This window comes from Moraxella sp. RCAD0137 (assembly GCF_002894025.1).
Taxonomy (GTDB): Bacteria; Pseudomonadota; Gammaproteobacteria; order Pseudomonadales; family Moraxellaceae; genus Moraxella; species Moraxella porci.
Genome location: NZ_LTCC01000001.1, coordinates 26816 through 52665, shown reverse-complemented (window position 1 = coordinate 52665; position 25850 = coordinate 26816). Strand labels below are relative to the sequence as shown.

Genomic DNA, 25850 nt, shown 5'->3' with positions numbered 1-25850 from the left:
AATGGACTGGTCATCAAAGGCACTGCTTTATTGATGGCTATGCCCAAAATAGGAGATTGTATGTTAGATTTGTTCATTACCGCTGCGCATGCGACCGCAGGTGCGCCAGCTGCAGGCCAGCCTTCTTTTTTGATGAATCTACTGATTCCCGTCGCATTTTTTGCCATTTTTTATTTTTTGATCATCCGCCCACAATCCAAGCGCAATAAGCAGCACAAAGCGATGGTTGATGGTCTGACCGCAGGCAATGAGGTGGTATTTGCCGGTGGCTTGATCGGCCGTGTTAAGAAAGTCGAAGGCGACTATGCGGTGATCACTTTAAATAACACCACTGATGTTAAAATCCAGCGCGCCAGCGTATTGATGGTACTGCCAGCTGGCACCATTGACAACATCTAAATTGATTTGCCCAAGTTTGTATGGCGCATCCAGCAGCCATCATCAAACTTGGGTGTATTTTTTGTGCCGCCATTGGATTTTGATCAGATGGCAGCTTAATTGAATAAGAATACCTATGCACTACCCTGCTTGGAAATACCTATTAATTGCCGTGGTGCTCATCATTGCTGGCATCTACGCGCTCCCCAATCTGTATCCTGATGAGCCTGCTGTGCAGATCACAGGTGCCTCTGCTGGCACTGAGCTGTCTGCCGATGTGCTAACTCAAGCTGAGACCCTACTGACCAATGCTGGCCTAAATCATCACGACGGCAGTTTTGAAAATAACAGCGCCCTGCTGCGCTTATCCAATGCCGAAGACCAATTAAAAGCGCAAGAAGTTCTGCGCCGCGATTTGGGCGAACAATATGTTGTGGCGCTGAATTTGGCGCAGACTACGCCAGAGTGGCTTAGAAACCTCGGTGCCAACCCAATGAAATTGGGTCTGGATTTGCGTGGGGGCGTTCGTTTCGTATTGGAAGTTGATATGGCCAAGGCGCTCGAGCAGCGTTTGGCGACCGCCGCACAAGACGCCCGTCGCGTGCTGCGCGGTGAACAAATCCCAGTTCAAAGCTTACGCACCACCGCCAATGGCATGGTACTGACCTTTGCCAGTACCGATGACAGAAGCCGAGCCCAAAATGTGCTACAAAGCCAAATGGGCATGGATTTTGCACTGCGTCCTTTTGCAGATACCGAAGGCGCTGCACTTGAGATGGCCTATACCGATGCCAAATTGCAAGAGATCAATGAATACGCCGTCGGCCAAAACTTGACAACTTTGCGCAATCGTATCAATGAATTGGGCGTGGCTGAAGCGCTGGTACAGTCTCAAGGCACCAACCGCATCGTCGTTGAGCTGCCGGGTGTTCAAGACACCGCTGAAGCTAAGCGCGTCTTGGGTCGTACCGCAAACCTTGAGTTCCGCTTGGTCAATGAAGCCGACGCCACTTATGCTGGCGGCATTCCACCTGCTGGCACCGAAGCCTTCCCATTTGGCACACTCGATGGCCAGCCGATGCTACTAAACCGCCAAGCCATCATCACCGGTGAACGCGTTCAAGGCGCCCAATCTGGTCTGGATGAAAATGGCCGTCCACAGGTCTCGATCACGCTAGACACCGCAGGCGGCCGCCTGATGCAAAATGCCACACGCACCACAGTGGGTCAGCAAATGGCTGTGCTGTTTATCGAAAACAAGCAGCGCATCAGCTTTAACGAAGATCCAGCCACTGGCGAGTTGGTTGAGACGCGCACACCTTATACCGAATCGCGCATCATCAACCGCGCCACCATTAACGCTGTCCTAGGCTCAAGCTTTGTCATCACAGGTCTGGACTCAGATGCCGAGGCAAGCGAGCTGGCACTACTGCTGCGCTCTGGGGCATTGGCGGCGCCGATGTATTTCGTCGAAGAGCGCACCATCGGCCCATCACTTGGTCAGGATAATATCGATAAAGGTTTGTTCTCAACCCAGATCGGTTATCTGCTGGTGTTCTTATGGATGATTGTTTTTTATCGCGCGTTTGGGGTGATTGCCAATATTGCTTTGGCCTTTAACTTGATGATGATGGTAGCCATCATGTCAATTCTTGGCTCATCATTGACCTTGCCGGGTATTGCAGGTATTGTTTTGACCATCGGTATGGCGGTCGATGCCAATGTGCTGATCTTTGAGCGCATTCGTGAAGAGCTGGCCAATGGCGCCAGACCCAAATCTGCGATTGTGGCAGGTTTTGATCGCGCATTTAGCTCGATTTTTGATGCCAACATTACCACTTTGCTCATCGCCTTTATTTTGTTCGCCATTGGTACAGGTCCGATTAAGGGCTTTGCCATTACCCTTGCCATCGGTATTGTCTCATCGCTGTTCACAGCGATCATTGTGACTCGTGCGATGATCCAAATTTGGTATGGCAATCGTAAAAACTTAACAAAACTGAGCATCGGTTAGGAGTGAAAGATGAGTAACGAAAACAACCCAATCGACCCAACGACTGGTGCCAATACACCTGCTGAGCCACCGCGCCGTCGTCGTGCGCCGCGTCGTGATGGCAAAGGCGCCAATGCCGCGACCAACCAAAGCGCACTGGCAGATCAAGCCCTGATCGCCGAACCAAGCGACGAAGCTGCCGAAAAAGCTGGCGGTGTCAAACTGATCGCCAATCAGCGCATCATTCCGTTTTTGAAAATCGAAAAGCCAATGATGATCTTGTCTGCCCTGCTGATCATTGCAGGCATCGTTGCAGTGATCATCAAGGGGCTGAATTTTGGTTTGGACTTCACAGGTGGCGTCTCGGCCAATGTCAGCTATCAGCAGCCTGTTGAACAATCTCAAGTAGTGCAAGCATTGGCAGAGAATGGCTATCCAGATGCCGTGGTGCAATATCTGGGTACGCGCCAAGAGCTGCTTTTGCGCTTACCCCCACAAGAACAGTCGGCGGATAATCTAAGCGCATCTTTGGATCAGGTTTTGGATTTTGCCAATAACCCATCGACCATCGATAGCATCAGCATCATCGGCAGCCAAGTCGGTAATGAGATTTATCTAAATTCACTACTGGCGCTGTCTGTGGCGCTTGGTATGATGCTGATTTATGTCGGCACGCGTTTTCAGTTTAAGCTAGCATTGGGTGCTGTACTGGCGCTGTTTCATGATGTGATCGTGGTGGTGGGGATTTTTGCCATCATGGGCTGGCCGTTTGATTTGACGGTTCTGGCTGCCGTATTGGCATTGATCGGTTATTCAATCAACGATACCATCGTCGTCTATGACCGCATCCGCGAAAACTTCCGCCGTGTGCGCGGTCTAACTCCGCGTCAGGTCATTGATCTGTCATTGACCGAGACACTGCGCCGTACCATCATGACAGTAGGTACTGTATTTGTGGTGGTCGTTGCCATGATGTTCTTGGGTGGTGATGGCTTATTCTGGTTCTCGGTTGCGCTGTTCATCGGTCTGATCGCAGGTACCTATTCATCAGTGTATATCGCCAGTGTGATTCCGCTGATGCTTGGCCTATCACGAGAGGACTTCGTGGTGAAAGTGAAGCCAGAATTTGAAGAAGAAGTAGTGGTATTTGCCGACCCTGATCTGCAAAACAGCAAAGATTAATCTGATTTAAGTTCGTTAATGATTCACGCTCAAAGTTTGGGCGTGAATTTTTTTATCATTGCTAAGCTGTTAAAAACTTGGCATCTCATATTTGGCTGCAATGATCAATCTTAATAAAACCAAACAAAAACCCCAAAATCATCGGACTTTGGGGTATGGATATCATGGTCGCCAAATCAGCGGCGATAAGCCAGCTCAGTTAGGATGCGCTCGGCATCGCTCCAGCGGTTCTCGCTGTTGGTTGCGCCCAGCAATACCACGATGGCAGGACGGTTATTGACATTGGTTTCCATCACTACGCTGTAGCCAGACTCGCGGATGTAGCCTGTCTTTTGCACACCGATAGGATACGCACCTTCGCGCACCAGACGGTTGGTGTTGTTGCCTTTATAGGTGCGAATGCCGCTGGTGTAATTGGTGATATAAAAATCGTAAGTCGGTGCGGTAGAGAAGTTGCGGATACTGTGATAACGCGGATCAGAATTGACAGCTTTCATCATGATAAGCAGATCATTGGCCGATGACATATTGCGCGGATCAAGGCCAGATGAGTCGCTGAATTTGGTCTGATACATGCCCATATCACGCGCTTTTTGGTTCATGGCAGCGATAAATGCATCATAGCCGCCTGGATAAGTACGCGCCAATGCTTTGGCAGCTGGATTCTCAGAGCGCATCAAGGTCATCAATAAATACTCTGAGCGCGTCATACGATCGCCTGCTTTTAGGCGTGTGCTAGCTTGCTTAGCACCGACCAAATCCGAGGCGATCAAAGTAATCTCCTCTCGCATGTCAAGCTCAGCATCCAAAATCACCATCGCCGTCATTACTTTACTGATTGAGGCGATCGAACGCTGCACATCGACATTTTTGGTATAAATCGGTTTGCCAGTTTGCAAGTCATATACCAATACCGCGGCTGAACGCGTGGTGACTGCCAGTTCATCAAAAGCCGACGCATAGCTTTGGGCGCTGTAGCCGGTCGGAGCGCTGGTCGTGGCATAAGTGGTAGTCTGCGTCTGGATAGTGGCAGCAGGCGCAGGCGTGACATTGACACGCGTGGCAGTATAGCTCTGCGGCGCTGCTTGCACACTGACATTAGTCACGGTGCTGACCTGTGCTGCTGGTTGCACATAGACAGCATGCGAGGTACTAGACTGCGCAGGCTGCACCTGAGTGACGCGCTGCTGACTGCTGTCGATTGAGAATGCTTGAGCACTGTGAACGGCACCTGCCGTCATTGCCAATAATACCGCCAACTGCTGGCTGGTGCGTTGAAATGCTTTCATGATGTATCATCCCCCTTTTGGATCTGATTTATTTTACCATAAAAATTGGGGAATTTTGCTTTTGCTAATGATTTTCATAAATTGTAACATTTCAATAATAAAAGGTTGGCATCCGTCAACAAAAAGTACTGATCAAGCAACAAATCTACTACGGCTGCGCCAATCCTTATTGAATTATAAATAGGCATCTTTAAGGGTTGGCATCAGAATGATCATTGTCCTCAGGCTGTTGGTCGAGTTCATCAGGCAAAGTAGGCAGTTCAAACTCATCACCGACATCAAGTGCAGAACCCTCTCCAGAAAACAATGCCAGCAAAATCTTAGAGTATTTGTCATCACCCGACTGAATGCGCTTCACCAGATCTTGACCGTAGTCACCGATATTGATGGAATTATCCGCGTTCGGTGTGCGATGAGCGGCGGGCAAGCGCGCAAATGGCTCTGGATGAACGCGCGTGATGGTGGTAAAAGTATCAATGATCATCGGCTGTTCGTGACGCAGCTTTTGGTGTTCTTTGGGCAATGTGGGATTGGCCAAATATTGACGCTGATGGATCCAGCTGATGCCGCCTGATTTTAGGCCATAATGCCAAAATCCTTGTTGGCCATCTTGTGACACTTCACCGCCCATTTGTACATCGGCTTGGTAACTTTGGCTGACTTGATTTAGGGCATTTAACAGCATACGCACAAACAGTTTGCTGTCGATTTTGACCTCCTCGGCGACCGCTTCGAAGCTGGCATCAGTATCCTCGGCATTCACCACCTCGATGACAGACTCACCCTCGATGATGCTGCGCTCGATATTGCCAAAACTTGGCTCAGAAAACTCGCTATAACGACCGACAATGCTGTGATATAAGGTATCAGCAAATAAATAACGCGCATAAGCACGGTCCGCGGCCTGTGGCTGCACGCGGATGATGCTGCCTGTACCTTTGATGGTGGTGATGGCCTGTTCAGATAAGTTGGTCATAAGATGTGGCGTCGCCAGCATCTGATCGCTATTGATCAAATCAAAAGCGCTGACATTTAGGCTATCAAAACTCTGCTTTTTGGCATCCATGATAAAAGTGATCAAATCGCGGCTAAAGCTCTTTGGCAAACTGCCATCATTAAGATGAAATGCCAGCCATTTATTACGCCATTTATCCCCCAAGGACTTATCGATGGTTTCGCTATTCACCATCGCAAAATTATCCGCCCATAGATAGATGATGCCTTGTTGTAGATCAATGTACAGCGGCTGATTGACATAAAAATTTAAATTTTTGGCTTGATAATGCGCCGCAGGTAGCACCGAGATTTTGCCCGCCAAAGGTTGATAATTGCCTATCATGCTAAGCTGTGTCGGTGAGATGAGATAAGCAGAAAACAGATCAGCTTTTTTGGCATCCAAGGCGGTGTGCTGGCCATCATGCGCTGCTTGATATGTCGCAATACTGGCCGCGCGCACGGCATCGGCTTGATTTTCGTGCGCTTGCAGCTCTTCATATAAAAGATCAAACTGCGCATCGACCGTCATGTCTTGGGTGCGCTCAAAAAACGCTTCTGCATCAAAACTCTCAGCTGTGTCAAAGATGGCATTTCGTTCATTGACACAGCTTTGGTAGGTCTGCTTTAGCGCTTCAAAATCTTCGGTTTTTTCGATGGCGTCGGCCAAAACGCCCTGCTCTGCCATCAGTTTTTTGGTTAAGCTGACATAGGCAGCGTCATGCGCATCCTCACATGCTGTCATGATGTCACTGCTGGCCGACTTCTGTTCTTCGCTGGCTTGCGCCAAAGCTTCTTCACGGATGGCGTTTGAGACATGAATTTGAGTATGATAACCAAAAGACTGACGCAGCTGTGCATGCATGGCATCAGATAAAGCCTGCTTGGCATCGACAGGAGCAGCATCAAGTGGTGCAATGCTCGCACACCCTGTGATGGCAGCGGCAAAGATGGCAAAAACAAGCGGTCGAATGTGTGTTTTCATAAGTGTGGTTTATCCATTGAATGAAAATTAGTGGCTGCTGCTGTCGGTCGTGTCATCGGATTGATCATCTTGATAGCCCTCGCGCGCCGCCTGCGCCAATGTTTTTAATTTCATATCCTCACGGATCTGGCCGAGCCAAGCGGTACCATCGATGGCATCGGCTGCATCGAAATTTTGCTGAAGCTTGTCACTGTACGCATGGGCAATCGGCTTGGCGCTAAAGCGGATTTGGGCTGCCACCTCAGTACGGGTATTTTGCATCTGCTGGTCAGCGCTTTGGACAAACTGCATACCGATCAATTTACCACGGCCATCAAGATAATAATAAAAATGATTGGCCGAATTGATGGGCTGAATGGCTTGTATTAATGATAAAACACTGCCGACATCATCGGTTTGATGGCCTTGATTGATCAGTACCCAATCATCGATGGCAGCTTTGATCTTGGCAGGATTGATACGCTCGCTGTGTTTGACGGTGGATTTATGGCCATCAGGCTTATTTTGATCACCCTCTTCGCTGTCAGCGTACAGTTCAGGATGAGCATCAACATAAGCCTTAAGGTCAGTCGCCAAGGACTTTAGCATAATGCCAACGATCTTTCCTGAATCTTGGGTTGATGGGCTAAATTTGATGACTTGGGCTGCACCGATTTGGCGAGCATAGGCGTCTTGATTGGCCGCCACAGGGGTGAAGCGCTCGGCATCCATATGACGAAAGCCTGACACATGCGCACGCGTAATGGCATCATACACCACTGACATCGGGATCAGACCTTGTAGTGACTTGGGTAAGCCAAAGCGGATCAGATCGTTATTGAGCGCATCTGTTGGCAGATATTTTGGTGCTGCCAAAGCTAAGATAGGCTTGGCTGCCGCCGCATCAAGGGTGATGTGCGACTGTGAAAAATTCATTTGCATCGGCAGCTGTACCGACTGTTCAGCGGTCGCGGATCGGTAATCGAGCGCCAGTACGCTGTTCATTTGGCGCACAGATGGCTGATGATGGCTTAAGATGGTGATGACGGTATTGTCATATTGATACAGATTTTTGGCGGTCAGCTGCTCGGGGGTTTTTTTGATATGATCAAGCATCGATGACAACATATTGGCATAAATACCGCCCATACCTTCAGGCAGAGGCAGTGAATCGCGCGCATGCTGATCATCATGGCTTTGGTCTGGCTGATCTGAGCTTTTCATTTGTTTGTAGGCATCAAACCAGTCTTTAAAGACACTCATCTTGGCGCTGCCATCGCCTTGAGCATCTTCATACATCGCATAAGTCAGCTGCATCATCAGATCCTCAGCCTCGCGTTTATTGGTCGGTAACTCGATGTCTGACTCCAAAGGATAATGTTCATTGACAGCTGTGGCTTGACAATATGCCGATTGATAATACGCTTCTAGATGGCTTTGTGGATCATTTGAAAGTGTTTTGCCATCATTGGATAGGCGCTGATAGGCTTGGTTTTCGGTGTTGATGCATTGCATGATGGCCAGATGCGTATCCAGCTGCGTCTTGTTATGGCTAAATAAAATCTGCTCATAAGGCTCAAAATAAAAATAGTATTTGACAAATGGCTCATTACAGCTTTTATATTTTTGCCAAGCCATGTCATAAACCTCATAGGCCTCACCGCTTAAGGTTTTGTTTTGGCGGTTGGCTGCCAACACACCGCGCAGATCACTACTAAAAGTCTGCGCGCACTGGCGAATGCTTGTGATATCACCGATTTGATAGCTTTGGGCGTCGCTCTGCAGATCTGCCAACGCTTGATTGGCTTTTTGGATACAGCCATCCATGGTATTTAGTTCGCTTTTGACACTCGTGCTATTGACGGTGGCGGTGGGATTGTCGTTGATGATCTGATCAAGGTTTAAAGATGCAGCAGACAAACAACTGCGCAATGTAAAAAATTCAGAGGCGATCGCTTCTTTATGAGCTTGATACGGCTCATCCATCGCCACTTCTCTAGAGAGTGCATGATCTGGTGTGATGCCTGCGATCTCATCATCGTAGCGCAAATAAGGCAAGCTACCATCTTCTGCCAGATAGCTTTCTGTGGTGCGATACGCATCGCTTTGATAGGTGGCGTTATCGCGATTTGACTTAAATTCAGAAGTTTTGATCGCGGTACTCCATAAGCTGTCACTACCAGCATCGATGCTATCAGCTGTGACATGTGGCAGCGCACGATACTGATAAGTGGACAGCACATAGCGCTCGCTGGTCAGATGCGCTTGCATCGCAGCGACCAAAGCCGTCTTTGCAGTGTATGATGGCGTATTTGGATTATCCGAAAACAGCATCGCAGAGGGCTTAGTGGGTTCGACCAAAGGATACTGAGCACTGCTGCCGCTTTGGCAAGCTTGCAAGATCAGCGCTGCCAATGTTAAGCAGCCAGCTTTGATGAGCGTGCGATGGGTGGCATGTCGGTGTGGGGTGCGCTGTTTCATGGAGATATACCAAGCAATGATTTTATTATTAAAAATGGTTTATAATCTAACACAAATTTTGCATACTTGCAAAGATAAACTACCAAAAGTTAACACAATTCGTCTAAATCCACAGCACTTGGCGATAACCAAAAAAAGCCCTGCGATATGCAGAGCTTTTTTTGGTAGATCATCGATTATTTTTTGAAGTAGGCTTCTAAAACTTCGATGCACTTTTGCGCTTTGACTGGCGTCTGTTCTTTTGAGATGGTCACAGCGCTCAAGGTCAGGCTTGGTAGCTTGTGCGATGGCAAGACTTTAACCAATTTACCAGACTCTAGCAATGCTTTGGCATCGACCTCATTGGTCTTGGTGATGCCATAACCTTCGGCTGCCAAGTTCAAGGCGATGGCGTGATTATTGGTGATCAGACGCGAGTTGATTCGGATGGTCTGCTTGCCATTATTATCACGGAATTCAATGTTCTCGGTTGGCTTTTCGCCGCACAAAATCACCGTCTGTGATGATAATGCTTTTGGATTTTCGACATCACCGTGAGTTTTTAGGTACTCAGGTGAGGCCACCAAAAACTGCTCAACTGATTTTAGAGCGATGCCTTGGCTGTTTTCGCTCAATAACAGCGCCACATCCACGCGATCTTCGATCATATCCAGATTATCGCGCGAGATGATGTTTAATGACAAATTATCATGCTCAACCAACCAATCTGCCAATGCAGGCAGTAGATATGCTTTTGCCAGCTCTGGCATGGTGGCGATGCGCAAGCTGCCTGATAGCTCATCTTTAAGTTGGATGACGCTGTCACGGCCTTGCTCAGCAGCTTTCACCATCTGCGTGGCGGCATTATATAGGCTTTCACCTGCTTCAGTTAGGCTTAATTTGCGTGTTGAGCGATGCAGTAATGAGACGCCCAAATCAGTTTCTAGCGAGCGAATTTGTTGGCTAACAGCACTGGTGGTAATGCCCAATTCTTTGGCAGCACCGCTAAAAGAACCGTGGCGCACTACGCTTGCAAATACCGCCATACCTCGTAAATTATCTAACATATTCACCTCGAATTATTTAAGTTTATTTGTATCCATTAATTAATATAATCTGCATTTATAAAAAAAAGCAGATCATTATATAAAAAATTAGACAGCGATTTCAGAAAAATCGTGACCATTCAGTCATTTATCAATGATTATTAGAAATCAAGATGAACAAATTATAGCTGTTTAGATAATTTTTTCAAGCCAATTTTTAAAAATCATCAATCCCATGCAATTAAAGAGGATTTAACTGATTATCACAAAATTTATGGAATACAACTATAAAGCAAATTTAATCTATTGGCAAGAAATTGTACAGAAAAAATGTATCTCATTGTAATTATTTTTGCATTATTTTAACAGATTGGATATACAGTAAGAATTGCTTAATGTTATTCAGGCGTTGGCAATAATTCTAAACCATCCACAGGCGATGTGACTGTCAAGAAGTTTGGCTAATCAATCGATGGACAGCTTAGCATTGGTGAGTACAGGCGTGCCATCATCGATGATATAGCCCTCATGCCATAATTTTTGGAATACAGGGCTGTTAATCAGCTGATTTTGGGCATCGATGCGCAGCTGCTGTTGGCGCGCTTCGGACAGTTGGCGTGGCACCAAGTCCAATTGATCACTGACGATGGCCTCAGGCGCAACATTCAGCTCTGGATAATGTTCTGTGAATTTTTGCAGTAGGCTATTAAAGCTGGATTTGACTTGAGAGTTTTGTTCAGCGATGTATAACTGGCTTAGCCCCTTAATCTCGCCATGCATCATACTACCAGCCATCAGTGCCAGCTCATCAGGCGAAAAGTGGCCATCGACACGCGCCTGATGCAGCCAATAATCCCATTTGCTCGCATCCCAAGTACCGATGAGTTCGACAGGCGTGGGTTTTAGCCGCTCGATCATCTGCGCTTGGGTCATCAGCGTACCAACTTGTGAATTTGGCGCGGCACTGCTGTCCTTGATCGCGTCATCTGTGGCCTTGGTGTCAGCGGCCAGATCGGCGTCGCTGATGTGATTCCCCTCATCGATGGCCTCGGTAAAATCTGTCTGCGCCATATCCTCGGCTGCGACAACATGCTCGCTCGCCAGTACAGACAAAGATGGCTCAGCCTCGATTTGTTCCAGCTCTTCGTGTAGATTGACCGCCTCAGTATTGACATCGGCTTCATCCAAGCTCTGCTCATCAGTCGATGAATCCACATCCTGAGCATCATTGTCAGTATAGGATAAAGATTCTGCACTGACATTGTCAGCATCATCCATTGATCTCATCAAAGTGTGATCTGTCACATCAATGGTGTCCGTCGCCTGCATCGCCTCAGATGGCTTTAAGGGCGAATGGTGTGGTATGTCAGATGATTCATCGCTCTGAGGTTTGACTTCGCCAAGATCTGCTTGGGCAGTCATATCCTGAGCAGTGTTATCAGATCGATCAGCCACATACTCGTGGTGCTTGGATGTCATTGTGATGACGGTGGTATCATCGCTAGGCTGCTGACTGGCGGCTGGCATGATCACCTCATCGACTGCCAACGGACGAAACGCAAGCAGTCGCAAAATCCCCATCTCAAGCGCCTGCATCGGCGTACTGGCCAGACGAATGCCATCACGGCTTTTGATTAGGATCTCATAGTATAGCTGCAATACATCACCGCTGATCAGTTTGGATAGCTCGAGCAGTGCCGTCTGTTCAGCTTCACTCATATCAAGCGGTGTCTGTGGCAGAATTTGTAATAATGCCATCTGATGAATACGGTCAATCAGCTCATCAAACACAGATGCAGCATCCACCATCTTTTCACGCATCAAAGCAATCTGCGTACTGACCGCAGATTTATCATCTTGATAAATCGCCGCTATCAAAGCTAGCACATCGGTGCTATTAACCAGCCCAAGCATTTCATTGACCGTGTCGGCTTGGATTGCACCGCCACCAAAAGCAATCGCTTGATCGGTCAGTGACAGTGCATCACGCACCGAACCTTTGGCAGCGCTGGCAAGTTGCCACAGTGCGGATTCACTATACGCCACAGATTCTTGCGACAGCACCTTGGCCAGATGCTCAGCAAGCAATGCTTGAGGCATCGGACGCAGCACAAACTGCAGACAGCGTGAGATGATGGTAATCGGCAGTTTCTGTGGATCGGTGGTGGCAAAGATAAATTTGACATGCTCAGGCGGCTCTTCAAGCGTCTTTAAGAGTGCATTGAACGAGTGCGTCGATAACATATGCACTTCGTCAATCAGATAGACTTTGTAGCGACCTTGTACAGGTGCATAAGGCACATTTTCGAGCAGATCTCTGGTGTCTTCGACCTTGGTGCGGCTGGCAGCATCAATCTCAATCAAGTCCAAAAATCGCCCTGCATCGATTGATTGGCAAGTATCACAGACACCGCACGGCGTACTTGTGATGCCTGTTTCGCAGTTTAGGCATTTGGCGAGAATACGAGCAATGGTCGTCTTGCCCACACCGCGCGTGCCAGTAAACAGATAGGCGTGATGTAGCCTGCCTGTATCGATGGCATTGGCAAGCGCCTGCGACACATGCGCCTGCCCCAATAGTTCGCTAAAATCTTTGGGGCGGTATTTTCTTGCTAGGACTTGATATTGCTCGGTCATGCCAATGCCTTAAATGAATAAACGCACATCATTGCTATATGAAATCTGATGATGCATCTGGGTATATAGGTCTAATTCATGCGATGTCATAATCATGGCGCAACCACGGTCATATATTATCATAATCATAAACCCACTGCGCTTGCTGATTAATATACCCTGTTTTACTGTCTAATTCTACCAAAGCCAGACCTTGAATAAAACCATGATGCACTTCTTGGTACTTTGATTCGATGACTTGCCTAAAATCTTGATCAAGCCAACCGTAACAGCCCTGCTCTTTGATCAAAAACCATCCATTGGCATTCTCAATAATGACTTCATAGTGTATAGGCAATACTATTTGGCCATCAAGGCTTATGATGCCATATCGCAAAGTACATTCTCCAAAGCAGCCCGTATCGCAGCAGCACTCATCAGAGATGCTTTTTGCCACTATCAATCGCTTGCCATCACAGCAAAAATCTACATCTTGATAGGTCATTTCAAGGCAAATTTTACCCGTTTTGTCTATCAAGCCATATAATCCAAAATCAGTAGTGCGAATAACGGCATGGCCATTGATAAAAGGATAGACAAAATGATTGTTAACCGTCAGAACCGTTTCGCCTTGTTGATTGATAAAATAAATCGATTCACTGTCATGAGAGCCAATTCTTGCCCAGCCAGCGTTAAAATCTATCGCAAAGCCATGTACAGCAGGTATGACAACTTGGCCCTTGGTATTTAAATAGCCCCATTTGCCATTATCCTTAAATGCCAATAACCCTTCTGAAGATGTATCAATATATGAATACCTTGAAGATAAAATCTCAGCGCGATCATTAATGATAAAACACTTCTCGTCTTGTCTAACGACAGCCACGCCATCGCTAAACACATCCGCATAATCATAGCAAAAATCAACAACAACACGCCCTGTATCATCAATAAACCCTGCCTTACCATCTAAAAAGCACGGAGCGATACACCCACCATAAAAATTAAATGAGTTGTAGTTGATATCATATATCGGCTCAATGACATACTCATCCAAAGCATTGATCACACCAAATTTTTGATCAAGCTGTACGACATATAAATCATCACGGCCTGTGCCAAGACCATGATGAAAATCGCCATCAAATTTCGGTGATACAATCTCTTCCCCAAGCTGATTGATAAAGCCAACTTTCTGTTGTCGCACAAAGGGAAATAGATATTGGTGGACTTTAGTATCATGCATGAATTTGTGATCACTTTATTTATTTAAAATCTTGCAAACCATAAACACCAAGGGCATATTGATGAACCGCCCAATACGCCCTGATTTGTTTTAGTTATGGCACATTGAGCCAAATCAGACTTTTTGACGCATATGCGGGAACAAAATCACATCACGAATGCTTGGTGCATCAGCAAATAGCATCACCAAGCGGTCAATACCGATGCCTTCACCCGCTGTCGGTGGCAAGCCATACTCCAGTGCTTCGATAAAGTCAGCATCATAATGCATTGCTTCATCATCGCCAGCGTCTTTTTCGGCGACCTGTGCTTGGAAGCGTTCGGCTTGGTCGATTGGGTCATTAAGCTCACTAAAGCCATTGGCAAGCTCACGGCCACCGATAAAGAACTCAAAACGATCCGTGATGTGCGGATTGTGGTCATTACGGCGCGCCAGTGGCGATGTCTCAGCAGGGTATTCGGTGATGAATGTCGGCTGACGCAGCTTTGATTCGACCGTTTCTTCAAAGACGATGGTCTGTAATTTGCCCAAACCAAAGCCTGGCTTGACTTCTTCTTTGAGCACTTCTTTGACAAATTTCGCCAAAAACTCACGGTCATTGACATTGTCAGGCGTAAAGCTAGGATTGTGCTCAAGAATGGCATCGAACATTGAGATTTTCTTAAAAGGCCCTTTGAAGCTGAATACTTCGCCTTGATACGGTACGTCGGTCGTGCCTAGAATATCGATGGCAAGTTTTTCAAGCATATTTTCGGTCAATGCCATCAAATCTTTGTAATCGGCATACGCTTGATAAAACTCAATCATGGTAAATTCAGGATTGTGGCGGGTTGAAACACCTTCGTTACGGAAGTTGCGGTTGATTTCAAAGACTCGCTCAAAGCCCCCGACTACCAAGCGTTTTAGGTATAATTCTGGTGCGATACGCAAAAACAGTGGCATATCCAGTGCATTGTGATGCGTCTCAAATGGGCGCGCTGATGCACCACCTGGGATGACATGCATCATCGGCGTTTCGACTTCCATAAAGCGTTCTTTAGTTAGAAACTCACGAATGCCTGCGACGACTTTTGCACGGATCTCAAAGGTGCGTTTGGTTTCTTCATTGACAATCAAATCTAAATAACGCTGACGGTATTTGACTTCGGTATCAGTCAAGCCGTGGAATTTGTCAGGTAATGGGCGTAGTGATTTGGTCAATAGTTCAAAGTCTTCTAGGTGGATGTACAAATCCCCCTTGCCAGAGCGGCCGATATAGCCCGATGCTGCCACGATATCGCCCAAATCGAGTGATTTGATGGTTTCTAGCGTCTCACTTGGCAAGCCTTTGCGATCGACATACAACTGAATGCGACCGGTCATATCTTGGATGACGATGAATGAGCCACGGTTTAGCATCACACGGCCAGCGACTTTGGCATAGACTTTGTCGCCTGCTTCGATGGTTGCCTTGTCCACGCCATCAAATTGATTTTGTAGGTCTTGGCAATAATCTTCACGCTTAAAGGTGTTTGGATAAGCAGTTTTGCCCTGCTCTGCTGCCTTTTGTTGTAGTGCTTCTAGTTTGGCGTGGCGTTGGGCAATTAGGTCGTTTTCAGAAATGTGTTCGGCTTGTGTTTGCTCAGTCATGATGATCCCAAATTAAGTGTAAAATCAAAAACAAAAGATAGACTATTGTATCAGATTATCCGCCATCAATCATTATTAAATTGACATTAAATTGGCAAATTTTTATCAAAAATGCTTTGATGCAAAAGATTTGGCAAGCATCCAAAAAACTGCTATGATAACCAAAACCCACAACCAAAAAGGAGTTTGTGATGGCGACCAAAACTGTTGGTGTCCCTTATCGTATTTTGCGTGATGATACGCAAGCCATTCTGATTGATGTTCAAGAAAAACTCACCCCGCATATCCATGATCACGAAGCCATCACGGACAAAATGGCGATCCTTATCCAAGGTCTGCAAGCGCTTGGCGTGCCTGTAATGCTAAACGAACAATACAAAAAAGGTCTGGGCGAAACCATTGCCAAATTGACGGATGTGCTGGATGATACGAACAAGCAAAGCTTTGAGAAACTCAGCTTTAGCGTCTGTGACAATCCACCATCTTGGGCGCATATCGTCCGCCAAAACCGCCGTATCGCACTATTATTCGGCATCGAAACCCATGTCTGTGTACTGCAGTCGGCATTGGATTTATTAGATAATGGAATGCAGCCTGTAATCGTCGCTGATGCGGTCGGATCTCGCAATCCTTATGATAAAAAAATCGCCCTACGCCGTATGCGTCGTGCTGGTGCGGTGATTACGACCACCGAAGCGATTTTATTTGAGCTGCTTCGTGGTGCGGATGACCCTGCCTTTAAGACCATTTCAAAATTGGTGAAGTAATTTTAAAATAAAATAGCTTATCGACTGGATAAGCTATTTTATGGTTATCGGCTGATAATGACATCTGAGATTTATGAACGATAATCGGCGTTAATCTTCACATAGTCATAAGACAAATCGCAGGTATAAACGGTATCTGTGGCATCGCCCCGCCCAAGCTCGATGTGTACGGTGATCTCAGGACGCTTCATCACGTCACTGCCACGCGCTTCGGTGTAGCCATCTGCTAATCCACCACGCTCACAGATGGATACTTCATCGAGTGCGACACTGACACGGCTTTGATCAAGTGTCACGCCCGCATAGCCAACCGCTGCTAGGATGCGACCCCAGTTTGGATCAGAGGCAAAAAACGCCGTCTTGACCAATGGCGAATGTGCCACTGCATAAGCGACATCGGCACACTCATTGGTGTCTTTACCGCCAGTGACTTTGACCGTGATGAACTTGGTTGCCCCTTCGCCATCACGCACAATCAGCGTCGCCAAGCGGACAAACACACGCTCAAGTGCAGCATAAAACTCACCAAACTGCGGATGGCTCTCGCCAATCTCACCGGCTGCGCCTGTGGCAATCAGCGTACAGCAGTCATTGGTTGATGTATCGCCATCGATGGTGATGCGGTTGAATGAGGCATTGGTCAGCTTGATGAGCATGGACTGGAGCACAGCTTGATCAATCTTGGCATCAGTCGCCACAAAGCCAAGCATCGTCGCCATATTTGGGCGAATCATCCCTGCACCCTTTGAGATGCCTGTGATGTGATAATCCACGCCATCAATGCTCACCTTCTCACTAGCAATCTTCGGGATGGTATCAGTCGTGCAGATACCATGTGCTGCATCCAGCCAGTTATTTTCGGACAAATCTGCCAAAGCATTATCCAGCCCTGCGATGATTTTGTCGCTAGGTAGAGTCTCACCGATGACACCAGTTGAGTAGGGTAAGATTTGCTCGATGCTCACACCCGCTTTATTTGCCAAGGCATCACAAGTGGCAAGCGCGCGTTCGACACCATCAGCACCTGTTGCGGCGTTGGCATTGCCAGTATTGATGAGTAGATGTGTAGGCACTGTATTTGCAATGTGCTTACGAAGTACTTGCACAGGTGCGGCACAGAATTGATTTTGAGTGGTGACCGCTGCCACGGTTGCCCCTTTTGCAATCTCAAACACCACCAAATCACGGCGATCAGCGTATCGCACGTGCGCCTTGGTCGTGCCGATTTTGACACCAAAAATTGGATAAATCGTCTGCGGAATACTAATATCACCGACTGCCATAACATCACTCCATGTTGCTAAATTACAAAACCGACTGCGATATTTACTGATTATCGCTGATAGTCATCTAAAGATTGTCGTCTAAAATTGGCTGATTTATGATCAATTGAGATAGTCCACTTAACCATCAGTCAATTGACAAACCACCATGACAAAACCCATTACAAATCAAACTTCGCCCAAATCGGTGCATGATCCGATGGCTTGTCCATACCGCGAATATCATAGCTGATGCCAGCATCGATACAGTCGGCTTTTAGTCCATCGGTGCATAATATATGGTCAATACGAAGTCCACGCTTAGGCGTATCCTCAAAGCCACGAGAGCGGTAATCAAACCAACTAAATTCATCAGCAGCATCTGGACGGAATAGGCGATAAGTATCGCTTAGACCCGTCGCCATCAAGGCTTGATACCAATCTCGCTCTTCGGGTAAAAATGAACAAGTCCCCTTGGCAAGCCAGCGTTTGGCATTGACTTCACCGATACCGACATCGATATCCAGTGGCGAGATATTCATATCACCCATGATGACAAGCTCACGCCCATCAGCCATCAGTTCACCGATATAGCGGTTCAAATCTGCATAAAATGCACGCTTCATGGGGAATTTGGTCTCGTGGCTACGGTTTTCGCCTTGGGGAAAATATCCATTAATCACATCCACCACACGACCATCAAAGTCATAGCGTGCATGAATCAGACGACGTTGCGCCTCAGCATCACCAAATGGAAAGCCCTTTTGCACAAAAATCGGTGCCGTCTTTGATACCAGTGCCACACCATAATGCGACTTTTGCCCAAAAAATTCCACATGATAGCCAAGCTCACTTGCCATCTCGAGTGGAAACGCTTCATCATGCACTTTGGTTTCTTGTAATCCGATGATATCTGCGTTCAAGCTTTCTTTGACGGCTTGTAGCTGATGCGGTCTGGCTCGAAGTCCATTGATATTAAAACTGACAAATGTGGTCATCATAAAACGCCTAACAACATAAAATTGCTGACTATTGTAACAATTTTTTGGGATAAATGGCGAAAATTTTTTGTGATGCGATGACTTTGGCATTCATCATCTTACCGTGCTTGGTACTACCACCGAGCCATTAAAAGGTGTACAATAGTAAGCCAATCGATGCGAAGACTTGGCAGATTATCAAGGAATTTATGATGGCTATTTTTCAAAAAAACTACAAGGTCTATATCAATCACACCGACGCAGGCGGGATCGTCTATCATGCCAATCATCTCACTTTTTTTGAAAATTGTCGCCGTGATTGGTTGGCGTCCTTAGGTTATGATGGCTACTTTTTTGATTTATCCGATGATGGCGACAGTACGGCGAATACACATGGTCAAGGCGGTGCGGTGCATTTTGTGGTCAGTGCCGTCGAACTAAAATATATCGCCCCACTATTGGTCGATGATGAGCTGAGCGTTACTATAGATAGTCTGATTATCAAGCCTGCAAGCCTAATCCTATCCCAAAGCATCTATCGACCTGATAGTGATAAGCCTGCCACTACAGGCAGTATCACGCTTGCGTGCGTGCGTAATGATGGCAAGGCAATTCGTCCACACCGTTTGCCTGCATCGTTTGTGCAGACGCTGACTGGCTTGCCATCGGTATAAATACGCTGCACTGATATGTCAACTCACCAATTATTAAATTTTAATAACATATCCATCATAGATGAAGCTGGTCGCACGCTACTGGATGATGTCTCAGGCAGTATCTATGGCGGTGATCGCATCGTTTTGATGGGTGCATCGGGCTCGGGAAAATCACTACTATTATCCGCTTTGGCATCGCAGATACCACTGACACAAGGGCAGATTTGCCTAGCTTATGCCAATCAAATGATGGATATAGCAAGCATACCGCCACCGCACTTGCGACAGCAAATCGCCCTACTGACGCAGACGCCCGTGATGGTCGATGGCACGGTACGGGATAATCTGATGCTGCCGCTTGGCTTTGGGCATCATAAGGCGAAGCAATTTGATGAACAGCGGCACATTGCATGGCTTGCTCGGTTTGGCAAATCGGCGGATTTTATTCATCAGGACATCACCAAGCTATCGGGTGGCGAACGCCAAATCGTGCATTTTTTGCGTACGCTACAGCTTGAGCCTACACTGCTACTGCTCGATGAGCCGACAGCTGCACTTGATACAGTGAGCGCAGGCGTGTTGATGTCGCTTGTGCATGAGTGGCTTGATGAGCATCGTGCTTATATTTGGATCAGTCATCGCACGGATGAAGTGGCGACATTGGGCAATCACCGCTGGCAGATGATGGCAGGACGGCTTGAATGCGTGCCATCTGTTAGCGTGGAGCGTATATGATACTGAATTTGATCGATGTGTTCATCGCATCGCTACTGGTGCTGATAGCGATTGGTATATCAGTTTATCTTAAGCTTGGACTTGCCAAAACCTTGGTCATCGCCAGTATCCGCACGATCGCACAGCTCAGCCTGATTGGGCTAATCCTAGCGTGGGTATTTGCCCGTGAAGCATGGTATGAAGTCTTGACGATATTGTCCATCATGACGCTCATCGCCGCCATCTCAGCCAAGAACCGCATCAAACGCCCCTACCGTGGATTATTGACAGACACTCTGCTCTCCTTGGGCGTGGCAACAGGCGTGGTGACGCTCGTGGCGATGGTGCTGATACTACAGGTGTCGCCATGGTATGCACCTCAGTATATCATTCCGATTTTAGGCTTGATATTGGGTAATTCACTCACCGCCATCTCACTGACCACAGGGCGTCTGATCGATCATCTGCATAGTGAGCAGGCACAGATACGCACCCTGCTATCACTATCAGCCACGCCTTTTGAAGCGTGCCACAGTGCCATCGCCACAGCCATCAGTAGCGGTATGATGCCGACGATTAATTCGATGATGGTGGTGGGTGTGGTGAGCCTACCAGGGATGATGACAGGTCAAATTCTAGCGGGTGCTGATCCGACTCAGGCGGTGCGATATCAGATTATTACCATGTTCTTTATCTGTGCTGGCAGTGCATTATCTTGTACGCTGTCGGCATTGTTTGTGGTTCGGCGGTTTTTTAATTATAGAATGCAGCTTGTGATACCAAAATAAGTCATCGTTAACAATCTTAAGCCATGAGCCATCAGCCAGACCCATCATTAATCACTAAAATCAAACTGTAAAAGAGATCGGCACGCATCGGTCACTTTTTCCATCACCTTAACAGTTGATTACAAAGCATTAACATGATACCATACAGACAGTAAGGTTTTTGTTGTTTTACATTGATTAAGGAGTTTTTATGACCACCACCCCGAAAACCAAAACCACTGCCAGCAGCACAACGACTGCCGCAGCCAAAAAAACAACAGCACCAGCCAAAAAAACCACTGCTTCAACCAGAACACGCGCCACACGCACCCCTAAAACCAAAGTGATGGCCGAGACCGTCAGCCAGTTAGAAGACCTACTGGTGCATGCCTCGCCAGAAGAGTTGGCAGAATTTGGTCAAGCGCTGCAAGAATATCTGCCTGCCGCCCAAATCGCCAGCCAAGTGCGTACCGACAAATCAAAAGACACGCAGCTGTCAGAAAATTGGCGCGAAGGCGGCTATCCTTATAAATACCGCTTAAGCCGCAAAAATTATGAAGCCCAAAAATACAAATTACAAATCGAACTGCTAAAACTTCAACACCACATCAAAGCCACTGGCCAAAAGCTTGTGATCATCTTTGAAGGTCGTGATGCTGCAGGTAAAGGCGGCACCATCAAGCGCTTTATGGAGCATCTTAACCCGCGCGGTGCTCGCGTCGTCGCACTTGAAAAACCGACCGATCAAGAACGCGGTCAGTGGTATTTTCAGCGTTATGTGCAGCACCTGCCGACCGCTGGCGAGATTGTGTTGTTTGACCGCTCATGGTACAACCGTGCCGTGGTTGAGCGCGTGATGGGCTTTTGTACCGATGAAGAATACCGCATCTTCATGCGCCAAGTGCCTGAATTTGAAAAGCATTTGGTTGAATCAGGTATTCATTTGGTGAAATTCTGGTTCTCAGTCAGCCGTGAAGAACAGCGTGCGCGTTTTGCGAGCCGAGAAAATGACCCATTGAAACAGTGGAAATTGTCACCAGTTGATAAAGCTTCACTGAACAAGTGGGATGACTACACCCTTGCCAAAGAAGCAATGTTCTTTAATACTGATACCGCTGAAGCGCCTTGGATCGTCATCAAGTCAGACTGTAAAAAACGCGCTCGTTTGAATGCGATGCGTTATGTGCTAAATAAGCTAGCGTACGAAAACAAAGACTCAGGCCAGATCGGTAACATCGATCCTCTGATCGTCGGCCGCGCTGGTGCATTATACGAGATGGACGAGCGCACAGATTTGGCGGTCTCTTCTGCCAAAGTACTGCGCGAAGTACAAAAATCTGCCAAAGCTGCATCAAAAAACACCAAATCTGACAGCTGATATGCTAAAGTCAATCAAATCGCTCAAGGTTTCTTGGGCGATTTTTTTATCAGTGAATTGGATGGGCAGCCATGAGCAATTAATGATCTGTGTGATCCTTAATAAATTGCCAACCAAAACCAGCTTTGTTACAATAGCTTGGCTATCATTATAATCAAATTTTAATCCGCATCAAAAGATATTGTCATGCCAAAAAACGCCCTGTCAAAACACATTGTCGATCGCGCCTTTACAGCCGCCCAAAACAGTCTAAGTGATGAAAATATTCTAAAAAAACATCAAGCAATCATAGATGAGATCGAACAGGCAGACCAATCCGCCTTTGAGTTATCGAGCGCCTCGCTGGCTGGCACGCATCTGTCGCTGTCAGACTATCTTGCCGCAGTTAAGCTTGTGATTGATGAGACTTTTGATCATGAAGTATGGGTACGCGCTGAGATTCGTGCGATGAATACCAAAGGCGGTCATTATTACTTTGAACTGGCCGAAATGGATGATGAAGAACAAATTTCCGCCAGCTGTCGTGCGACACTGTGGCGGTTTCGTGCCAAGTCCGTGCTTGCCAAATTCACCGCCACCACAGGCCAGAGCCTAAGCGCTGGCGCCAGTGTCTTGGTCAAATGCTCTGCCAGTTTTCATGCGCAGTATGGCTTTAGCCTGAATATCAGTGACATCGATCCCAACTATACATTAGGCGAGTTGGCGGCAGCTTATCACGCAATGAAAAAACGTCTGAGTGATGAAGGATTATTAAGTATAAATAAAAAAATACCAATGCCATTTGATATTCGTGAGGTCATTGTCATCGCCCCAGAAAAAGCCGCTGGCCTCGGCGATTTTCGTGCTGAGGCTGATCGCTTGGCAGCCTCAGGCGCCTGTCATTTTCATTATCATCATGCCACTTTTCAAGGCAATCATGCGCCTGATGAGATACGCCGCGCATTGACTTTGGCGATGGAGAGTTTTATAGGTGCGCACAGAGGGTTGCCTGATCTGGTGGTTATCATTCGTGGTGGTGGTGCCGTTGGCGATTTGGCTTATTTAAATAATTATGAGTTGGCTGCTTTGGTCGCTGAATGCCCTGTGCCTGTATGGGTCGGTGTTGGCCATGAAAAAGACTCAGTGATCCTCGATGAGGTTGCTCATACCAGTTTTGATACGCCCTCAAAAGTCATTCTCGGCATCGAATCACACTTAACGAACATCACGCATCAAGCCAAAGATCTGATGGCAAAGCTGATCAAAAATGCCAGCTCTCGCCTGTCTGCCGCCAGCCAAAATAACCAGCGGCAGCTTGAACGCATCCAACGCAGCAGCACGCATGCCATCGTTTTGGCCAAAAAAGACACTTTATACCAAATCAAACACCTCAAAAGCAGCAGCAAATATCAAAGACAACAACTTAACCAGCAGCTGAGCGCTATGGTGAATCGCATCAAGCAAAGCAGTCTGACGGCCGTGAGTGAGGCCAAAAAAGACAGCCGCCAGCACTTTAAACGCCATCAGTCTGTTTTTCAGCACACCCAAAAGCTCAGACAAGACTGCCGTAATCTACAAAGTCTGATCTTGGTGCAGCATCCCAGACGCACGCTGGAAAAAGGCTTTGCCATCATTCATGACACAAGTCATCAAGCCAAGGTCATCGATCGCGCCCGACAGCTTGGCGTTGGCCAACGGGTAAAAATCAGCTTTCAAGATGGTCATGCCATCGCAGTGATTGACAAAATCACACCCACCGCCAATACACCCAAAACTACCACCGAGGAAACCCTATGACATCTTCGACCAATAGCGCACTGGCAGCAGCACAAGCGCGCCGCACCTGCAAGGCCTATGATGCCACGCGTAACATCGATGAATCCACGCTAAACACATTGCTTGATACGCTGCGTTTGGCACCCTCATCGATCAATATTCAGCCTTGGAAATTTTTGGTTACCGATCAGATGAGTACCAAAAATCTCATCACCAAATCGATGGTTGATGGCGATGCGCATAATGTACCAAAAGTTAACAATACCTCCCACATACTGATCTTATGTACGCGTACAGATCTGGATGATGCGCATTTATCAAAAGTGCTACAGGCTGAAAAAGATGCAGGCCGTTTTGGCAGTGATGCGATCATGCAGGCGCGCTTTGATTTATGTCAATATTACATCTCACAAATGCAGACCAGTCCTGAAAAGCTCTTGGCTTGGTCAGAAAATCAAACCTTTATCGCCTTGGGTCATCTGCTGATGGCGTGTGCGATGATAGGGATCAATGCTACTCCGATCGGTGGCTATGATCAGGCGCTACTTGATGCTGAGCTGGGTTTGGCGGATCAAGGGCTAAAAAGCTCTGTGCTGGTAGCCATCGGATATGCCAGCCACACCGATGCCAATCAGCAGCTGCCAAAGGCGCGCTTGGCATTTGATGAGGTCGTAAGCTTTATTTGATGGCTATCAATTTGATGGCTATAAACAGCTATTGCAATGATGATCAAGCGGTTGATTTTAAGAACAAATCGACCGCTTTAAACTGCTCGGCGGTGGTCTCACAAGCATACATGGCCTCACGAAAGGCATTGGAATTGGCCAGTCCACCCGTGTACCAAGCGATGTGCTTACGGGCAATACGGCAGCCTGAATATTCACCATAAAACCGGTATAGCTCTTCAAGATGACTAAGCACAATCTGGCGCAGTTGTTCAACACTTGGCGGCGATAGCATCTCGCCTGTATTGGCAAAATGCGCAATGTCACGAAACAGCCAAGGTCGCCCTTGTGCTGCTCGTCCGATCATCACCGCATCAGCGCCCGTTTGACGCCAGACATCCAATGCCTTGTTTGGGCTGTCGATATCGCCATTGACGATCACGGGTATTTTTAAGTTATTTTTAACTTCTTTGATCAGCTCATAGCGCGCCTGACCAGTATAAAAATCTTCTCTGGTGCGCCCATGAATGGCAATGGCAGCAACACCAGCCTCTTCAGCGATTTTGGCGATTTGTAAGATGTTTTCTTGACCATTGGCAAAGCCGAGCCGAGTTTTGAGCGTCACTGGCACATCGACGGCATCGACGGCAGTTTCAAGCAGGCGCTTGACCAGATCAGCATCTTGCAGTAAAGCAGATCCTGCCAGTTTTTTGCAGACTTTCTTGGCAGGACAGCCCATGTTGATATCGACAATCTGAGCGCCATTGGCCACTTGAAATCTGGCAGCCTCGGCAAGCTTATCTGGTTCAGCTCCTGCGATTTGCGCTGAGATGGGTGCAATCTCCCCGTCAAAATTGGCACGATACAGCGATTTTTTTCGCGCATACAGTGCCGTATCAGCGATAATCATCTCGCTTACAGCATGGCCTGCGCCAAAAGACTTGCACAGTCTTCTAAATGGGTTATCCGTCACACCTGCCATCGGCGCTACGAACAATCGATTCTTAATCTCTAAGCCCCTGATATACAAGGGCTGTAGCAAAGGATGTTGATTTTCAAGGGGTTTTTGTGTGATCATCATTATTTATAGACTTATAATAAAATTATAAA

The 25850-nt window shown here is 47.2% G+C and carries 20 protein-coding genes; 10 read left to right on the top strand and 10 right to left on the bottom strand.

The window, feature by feature from the left end; all coding sequences use genetic code 11:
- The first annotated feature begins 60 nt into the window (after window positions 1-60).
- The 3 genes from yajC (at window position 61) to secF (ending at window position 3553) form a co-directional block, all read left to right on the top strand.
- Entirely contained in the window at window positions 61-399 is a 339-nt protein-coding gene (gene yajC, locus AZ602_RS00190) for a preprotein translocase subunit YajC (protein WP_078317125.1), read from the top strand.
- 115 nt (window positions 400-514) lie between these two features.
- Window positions 515-2392 (top strand): protein translocase subunit SecD, encoded by a 1878-nt coding sequence (gene secD / locus AZ602_RS00185; protein WP_078317126.1) that lies wholly within the window; start codon window positions 515-517, stop codon window positions 2390-2392.
- Window positions 2393-2401: 9 nt separating this feature from the next.
- Window positions 2402-3553, top strand: a complete 1152-nt coding sequence (gene secF, locus AZ602_RS00180) for a protein translocase subunit SecF (RefSeq protein ID WP_078317127.1) — start codon at window positions 2402-2404, stop codon at window positions 3551-3553.
- A gap of 176 nt (window positions 3554-3729) precedes the next feature.
- Here the strand turns inward: secF and AZ602_RS00175 are convergent, their stop codons facing one another.
- From AZ602_RS00175 to lysS, 7 genes are all read right to left on the bottom strand, one after another.
- Window positions 3730-4842, bottom strand: a complete 1113-nt coding sequence (locus AZ602_RS00175; RefSeq protein ID WP_103033174.1) for a D-alanyl-D-alanine carboxypeptidase family protein — start codon at window positions 4840-4842, stop codon at window positions 3730-3732.
- A 190-nt stretch (window positions 4843-5032) separates the two neighbouring features.
- Window positions 5033-6820: a hypothetical protein gene (locus AZ602_RS00170; protein WP_103033173.1), complete on the bottom strand. Its 1788-nt coding sequence runs from the start codon at window positions 6818-6820 to the stop codon at window positions 5033-5035.
- A 27-nt stretch (window positions 6821-6847) separates the two neighbouring features.
- A complete protein-coding gene (locus tag AZ602_RS00165) occupies window positions 6848-9280 on the bottom strand; it encodes a hypothetical protein (protein ID WP_103033172.1) in 2433 nt (810 codons plus the stop codon).
- Window positions 9281-9456: 176 nt separating this feature from the next.
- On the bottom strand, window positions 9457-10326 hold the full coding sequence (locus tag AZ602_RS00160; protein ID WP_078317131.1) for a LysR family transcriptional regulator: 870 nt from the start codon (window positions 10324-10326) through the stop codon (window positions 9457-9459).
- A 444-nt stretch (window positions 10327-10770) separates the two neighbouring features.
- Entirely contained in the window at window positions 10771-12942 is a 2172-nt protein-coding gene (gene dnaX, locus AZ602_RS00155) for a DNA polymerase III subunit gamma/tau (RefSeq protein WP_103033171.1), read from the bottom strand.
- Window positions 12943-13051: 109 nt separating this feature from the next.
- Entirely contained in the window at window positions 13052-14167 is a 1116-nt protein-coding gene (locus AZ602_RS00150) for a WG repeat-containing protein (RefSeq protein ID WP_103033170.1), read from the bottom strand.
- A gap of 114 nt (window positions 14168-14281) precedes the next feature.
- Window positions 14282-15796 (bottom strand): lysine--tRNA ligase, encoded by a 1515-nt coding sequence (gene lysS / locus AZ602_RS00145; RefSeq protein ID WP_103033169.1) that lies wholly within the window; start codon window positions 15794-15796, stop codon window positions 14282-14284.
- Between the two features lie 191 nt (window positions 15797-15987).
- Between lysS and AZ602_RS00140 the strand changes: the two genes are divergently transcribed.
- A complete protein-coding gene (locus AZ602_RS00140; RefSeq protein WP_103033168.1) occupies window positions 15988-16563 on the top strand; it encodes an isochorismatase family protein in 576 nt (191 codons plus the stop codon).
- Between the two features lie 71 nt (window positions 16564-16634).
- Here AZ602_RS00140 and argJ read toward each other — a convergent pair whose 3' ends face one another.
- Window positions 16635-17846, bottom strand: coding sequence for a bifunctional glutamate N-acetyltransferase/amino-acid acetyltransferase ArgJ (gene argJ / locus AZ602_RS00135; RefSeq protein ID WP_103033167.1), 1212 nt, complete (start codon window positions 17844-17846; stop codon window positions 16635-16637).
- Between the two features lie 161 nt (window positions 17847-18007).
- The gene (gene xthA / locus AZ602_RS00130; protein ID WP_103033516.1) at window positions 18008-18823 is read right to left on the bottom strand and encodes an exodeoxyribonuclease III; all 816 of its coding nucleotides are present in this window, start codon (window positions 18821-18823) and stop codon (window positions 18008-18010) included.
- Between the two features lie 194 nt (window positions 18824-19017).
- On the opposite strand from xthA, the gene AZ602_RS00125 reads away from it, so the two are divergent.
- The 6 genes from AZ602_RS00125 (at window position 19018) to AZ602_RS00100 (ending at window position 24761) form a co-directional block, all read left to right on the top strand.
- Window positions 19018-19479 carry a thioesterase family protein gene (locus AZ602_RS00125; RefSeq protein WP_103033166.1) on the top strand — a complete coding sequence of 154 codons (462 nt, stop codon included), beginning with the start codon at window positions 19018-19020 and terminating at the stop codon, window positions 19477-19479.
- Between the two features lie 15 nt (window positions 19480-19494).
- Entirely contained in the window at window positions 19495-20196 is a 702-nt protein-coding gene (locus tag AZ602_RS00120; RefSeq protein ID WP_103033165.1) for an ATP-binding cassette domain-containing protein, read from the top strand.
- Window positions 20193-20963 (top strand): iron export ABC transporter permease subunit FetB, encoded by a 771-nt coding sequence (fetB, locus tag AZ602_RS00115; RefSeq protein WP_103033164.1) that lies wholly within the window; start codon window positions 20193-20195, stop codon window positions 20961-20963. Before AZ602_RS00120 ends, fetB begins: the two co-directional genes overlap by 4 nt.
- A 190-nt stretch (window positions 20964-21153) precedes the next feature.
- Complete coding sequence (ppk2, locus tag AZ602_RS00110; protein ID WP_103033163.1) at window positions 21154-22320, top strand: polyphosphate kinase 2; 1167 nt, start codon at window positions 21154-21156, stop codon at window positions 22318-22320.
- A 186-nt stretch (window positions 22321-22506) separates the two neighbouring features.
- The gene (gene xseA, locus AZ602_RS00105) at window positions 22507-24096 is read left to right on the top strand and encodes an exodeoxyribonuclease VII large subunit (protein ID WP_103033162.1); all 1590 of its coding nucleotides are present in this window, start codon (window positions 22507-22509) and stop codon (window positions 24094-24096) included.
- Window positions 24093-24761 carry a nitroreductase family protein gene (locus AZ602_RS00100; RefSeq protein ID WP_103033161.1) on the top strand — a complete coding sequence of 223 codons (669 nt, stop codon included), beginning with the start codon at window positions 24093-24095 and terminating at the stop codon, window positions 24759-24761. The genes xseA and AZ602_RS00100 overlap by 4 nt, the downstream gene beginning before the upstream one ends.
- A 43-nt stretch (window positions 24762-24804) precedes the next feature.
- On the opposite strand, the gene dusB is transcribed toward AZ602_RS00100, so the two are convergent.
- A complete protein-coding gene (dusB, locus tag AZ602_RS00095) occupies window positions 24805-25818 on the bottom strand; it encodes a tRNA dihydrouridine synthase DusB (protein WP_199174067.1) in 1014 nt (337 codons plus the stop codon).
- Window positions 25819-25850: the final 32 nt, after the last annotated feature.

What these genes read in the sequence shown, in the direction of transcription:
- yajC (WP_078317125.1), top strand. Translation starts at nt 61, where the DNA reads ATGTTAGATTTGTTCATTACCGCTGCGCATGCGACCGCAGGTGCGCCA.
- secD (WP_078317126.1), top strand. Translation starts at nt 515, where the DNA reads ATGCACTACCCTGCTTGGAAATACCTATTAATTGCCGTGGTGCTCATC.
- secF (WP_078317127.1), top strand. Translation starts at nt 2,402, where the DNA reads ATGAGTAACGAAAACAACCCAATCGACCCAACGACTGGTGCCAATACA.
- AZ602_RS00175 (WP_103033174.1), bottom strand. Translation starts at nt 4,842, where the DNA reads ATGAAAGCATTTCAACGCACCAGCCAGCAGTTGGCGGTATTATTGGCA.
- AZ602_RS00170 (WP_103033173.1), bottom strand. Translation starts at nt 6,820, where the DNA reads ATGAAAACACACATTCGACCGCTTGTTTTTGCCATCTTTGCCGCTGCC.
- AZ602_RS00165 (WP_103033172.1), bottom strand. Translation starts at nt 9,280, where the DNA reads ATGAAACAGCGCACCCCACACCGACATGCCACCCATCGCACGCTCATC.
- AZ602_RS00160 (WP_078317131.1), bottom strand. Translation starts at nt 10,326, where the DNA reads ATGTTAGATAATTTACGAGGTATGGCGGTATTTGCAAGCGTAGTGCGC.
- dnaX (WP_103033171.1), bottom strand. Translation starts at nt 12,942, where the DNA reads ATGACCGAGCAATATCAAGTCCTAGCAAGAAAATACCGCCCCAAAGAT.
- AZ602_RS00150 (WP_103033170.1), bottom strand. Translation starts at nt 14,167, where the DNA reads ATGCATGATACTAAAGTCCACCAATATCTATTTCCCTTTGTGCGACAA.
- lysS (WP_103033169.1), bottom strand. Translation starts at nt 15,796, where the DNA reads ATGACTGAGCAAACACAAGCCGAACACATTTCTGAAAACGACCTAATT.
- AZ602_RS00140 (WP_103033168.1), top strand. Translation starts at nt 15,988, where the DNA reads ATGGCGACCAAAACTGTTGGTGTCCCTTATCGTATTTTGCGTGATGAT.
- argJ (WP_103033167.1), bottom strand. Translation starts at nt 17,846, where the DNA reads ATGGCAGTCGGTGATATTAGTATTCCGCAGACGATTTATCCAATTTTT.
- xthA (WP_103033516.1), bottom strand. Translation starts at nt 18,823, where the DNA reads ATGACCACATTTGTCAGTTTTAATATCAATGGACTTCGAGCCAGACCG.
- AZ602_RS00125 (WP_103033166.1), top strand. Translation starts at nt 19,018, where the DNA reads ATGGCTATTTTTCAAAAAAACTACAAGGTCTATATCAATCACACCGAC.
- AZ602_RS00120 (WP_103033165.1), top strand. Translation starts at nt 19,495, where the DNA reads ATGTCAACTCACCAATTATTAAATTTTAATAACATATCCATCATAGAT.
- fetB (WP_103033164.1), top strand. Translation starts at nt 20,193, where the DNA reads ATGATACTGAATTTGATCGATGTGTTCATCGCATCGCTACTGGTGCTG.
- ppk2 (WP_103033163.1), top strand. Translation starts at nt 21,154, where the DNA reads ATGACCACCACCCCGAAAACCAAAACCACTGCCAGCAGCACAACGACT.
- xseA (WP_103033162.1), top strand. Translation starts at nt 22,507, where the DNA reads ATGCCAAAAAACGCCCTGTCAAAACACATTGTCGATCGCGCCTTTACA.
- AZ602_RS00100 (WP_103033161.1), top strand. Translation starts at nt 24,093, where the DNA reads ATGACATCTTCGACCAATAGCGCACTGGCAGCAGCACAAGCGCGCCGC.
- dusB (WP_199174067.1), bottom strand. Translation starts at nt 25,818, where the DNA reads ATGATCACACAAAAACCCCTTGAAAATCAACATCCTTTGCTACAGCCC.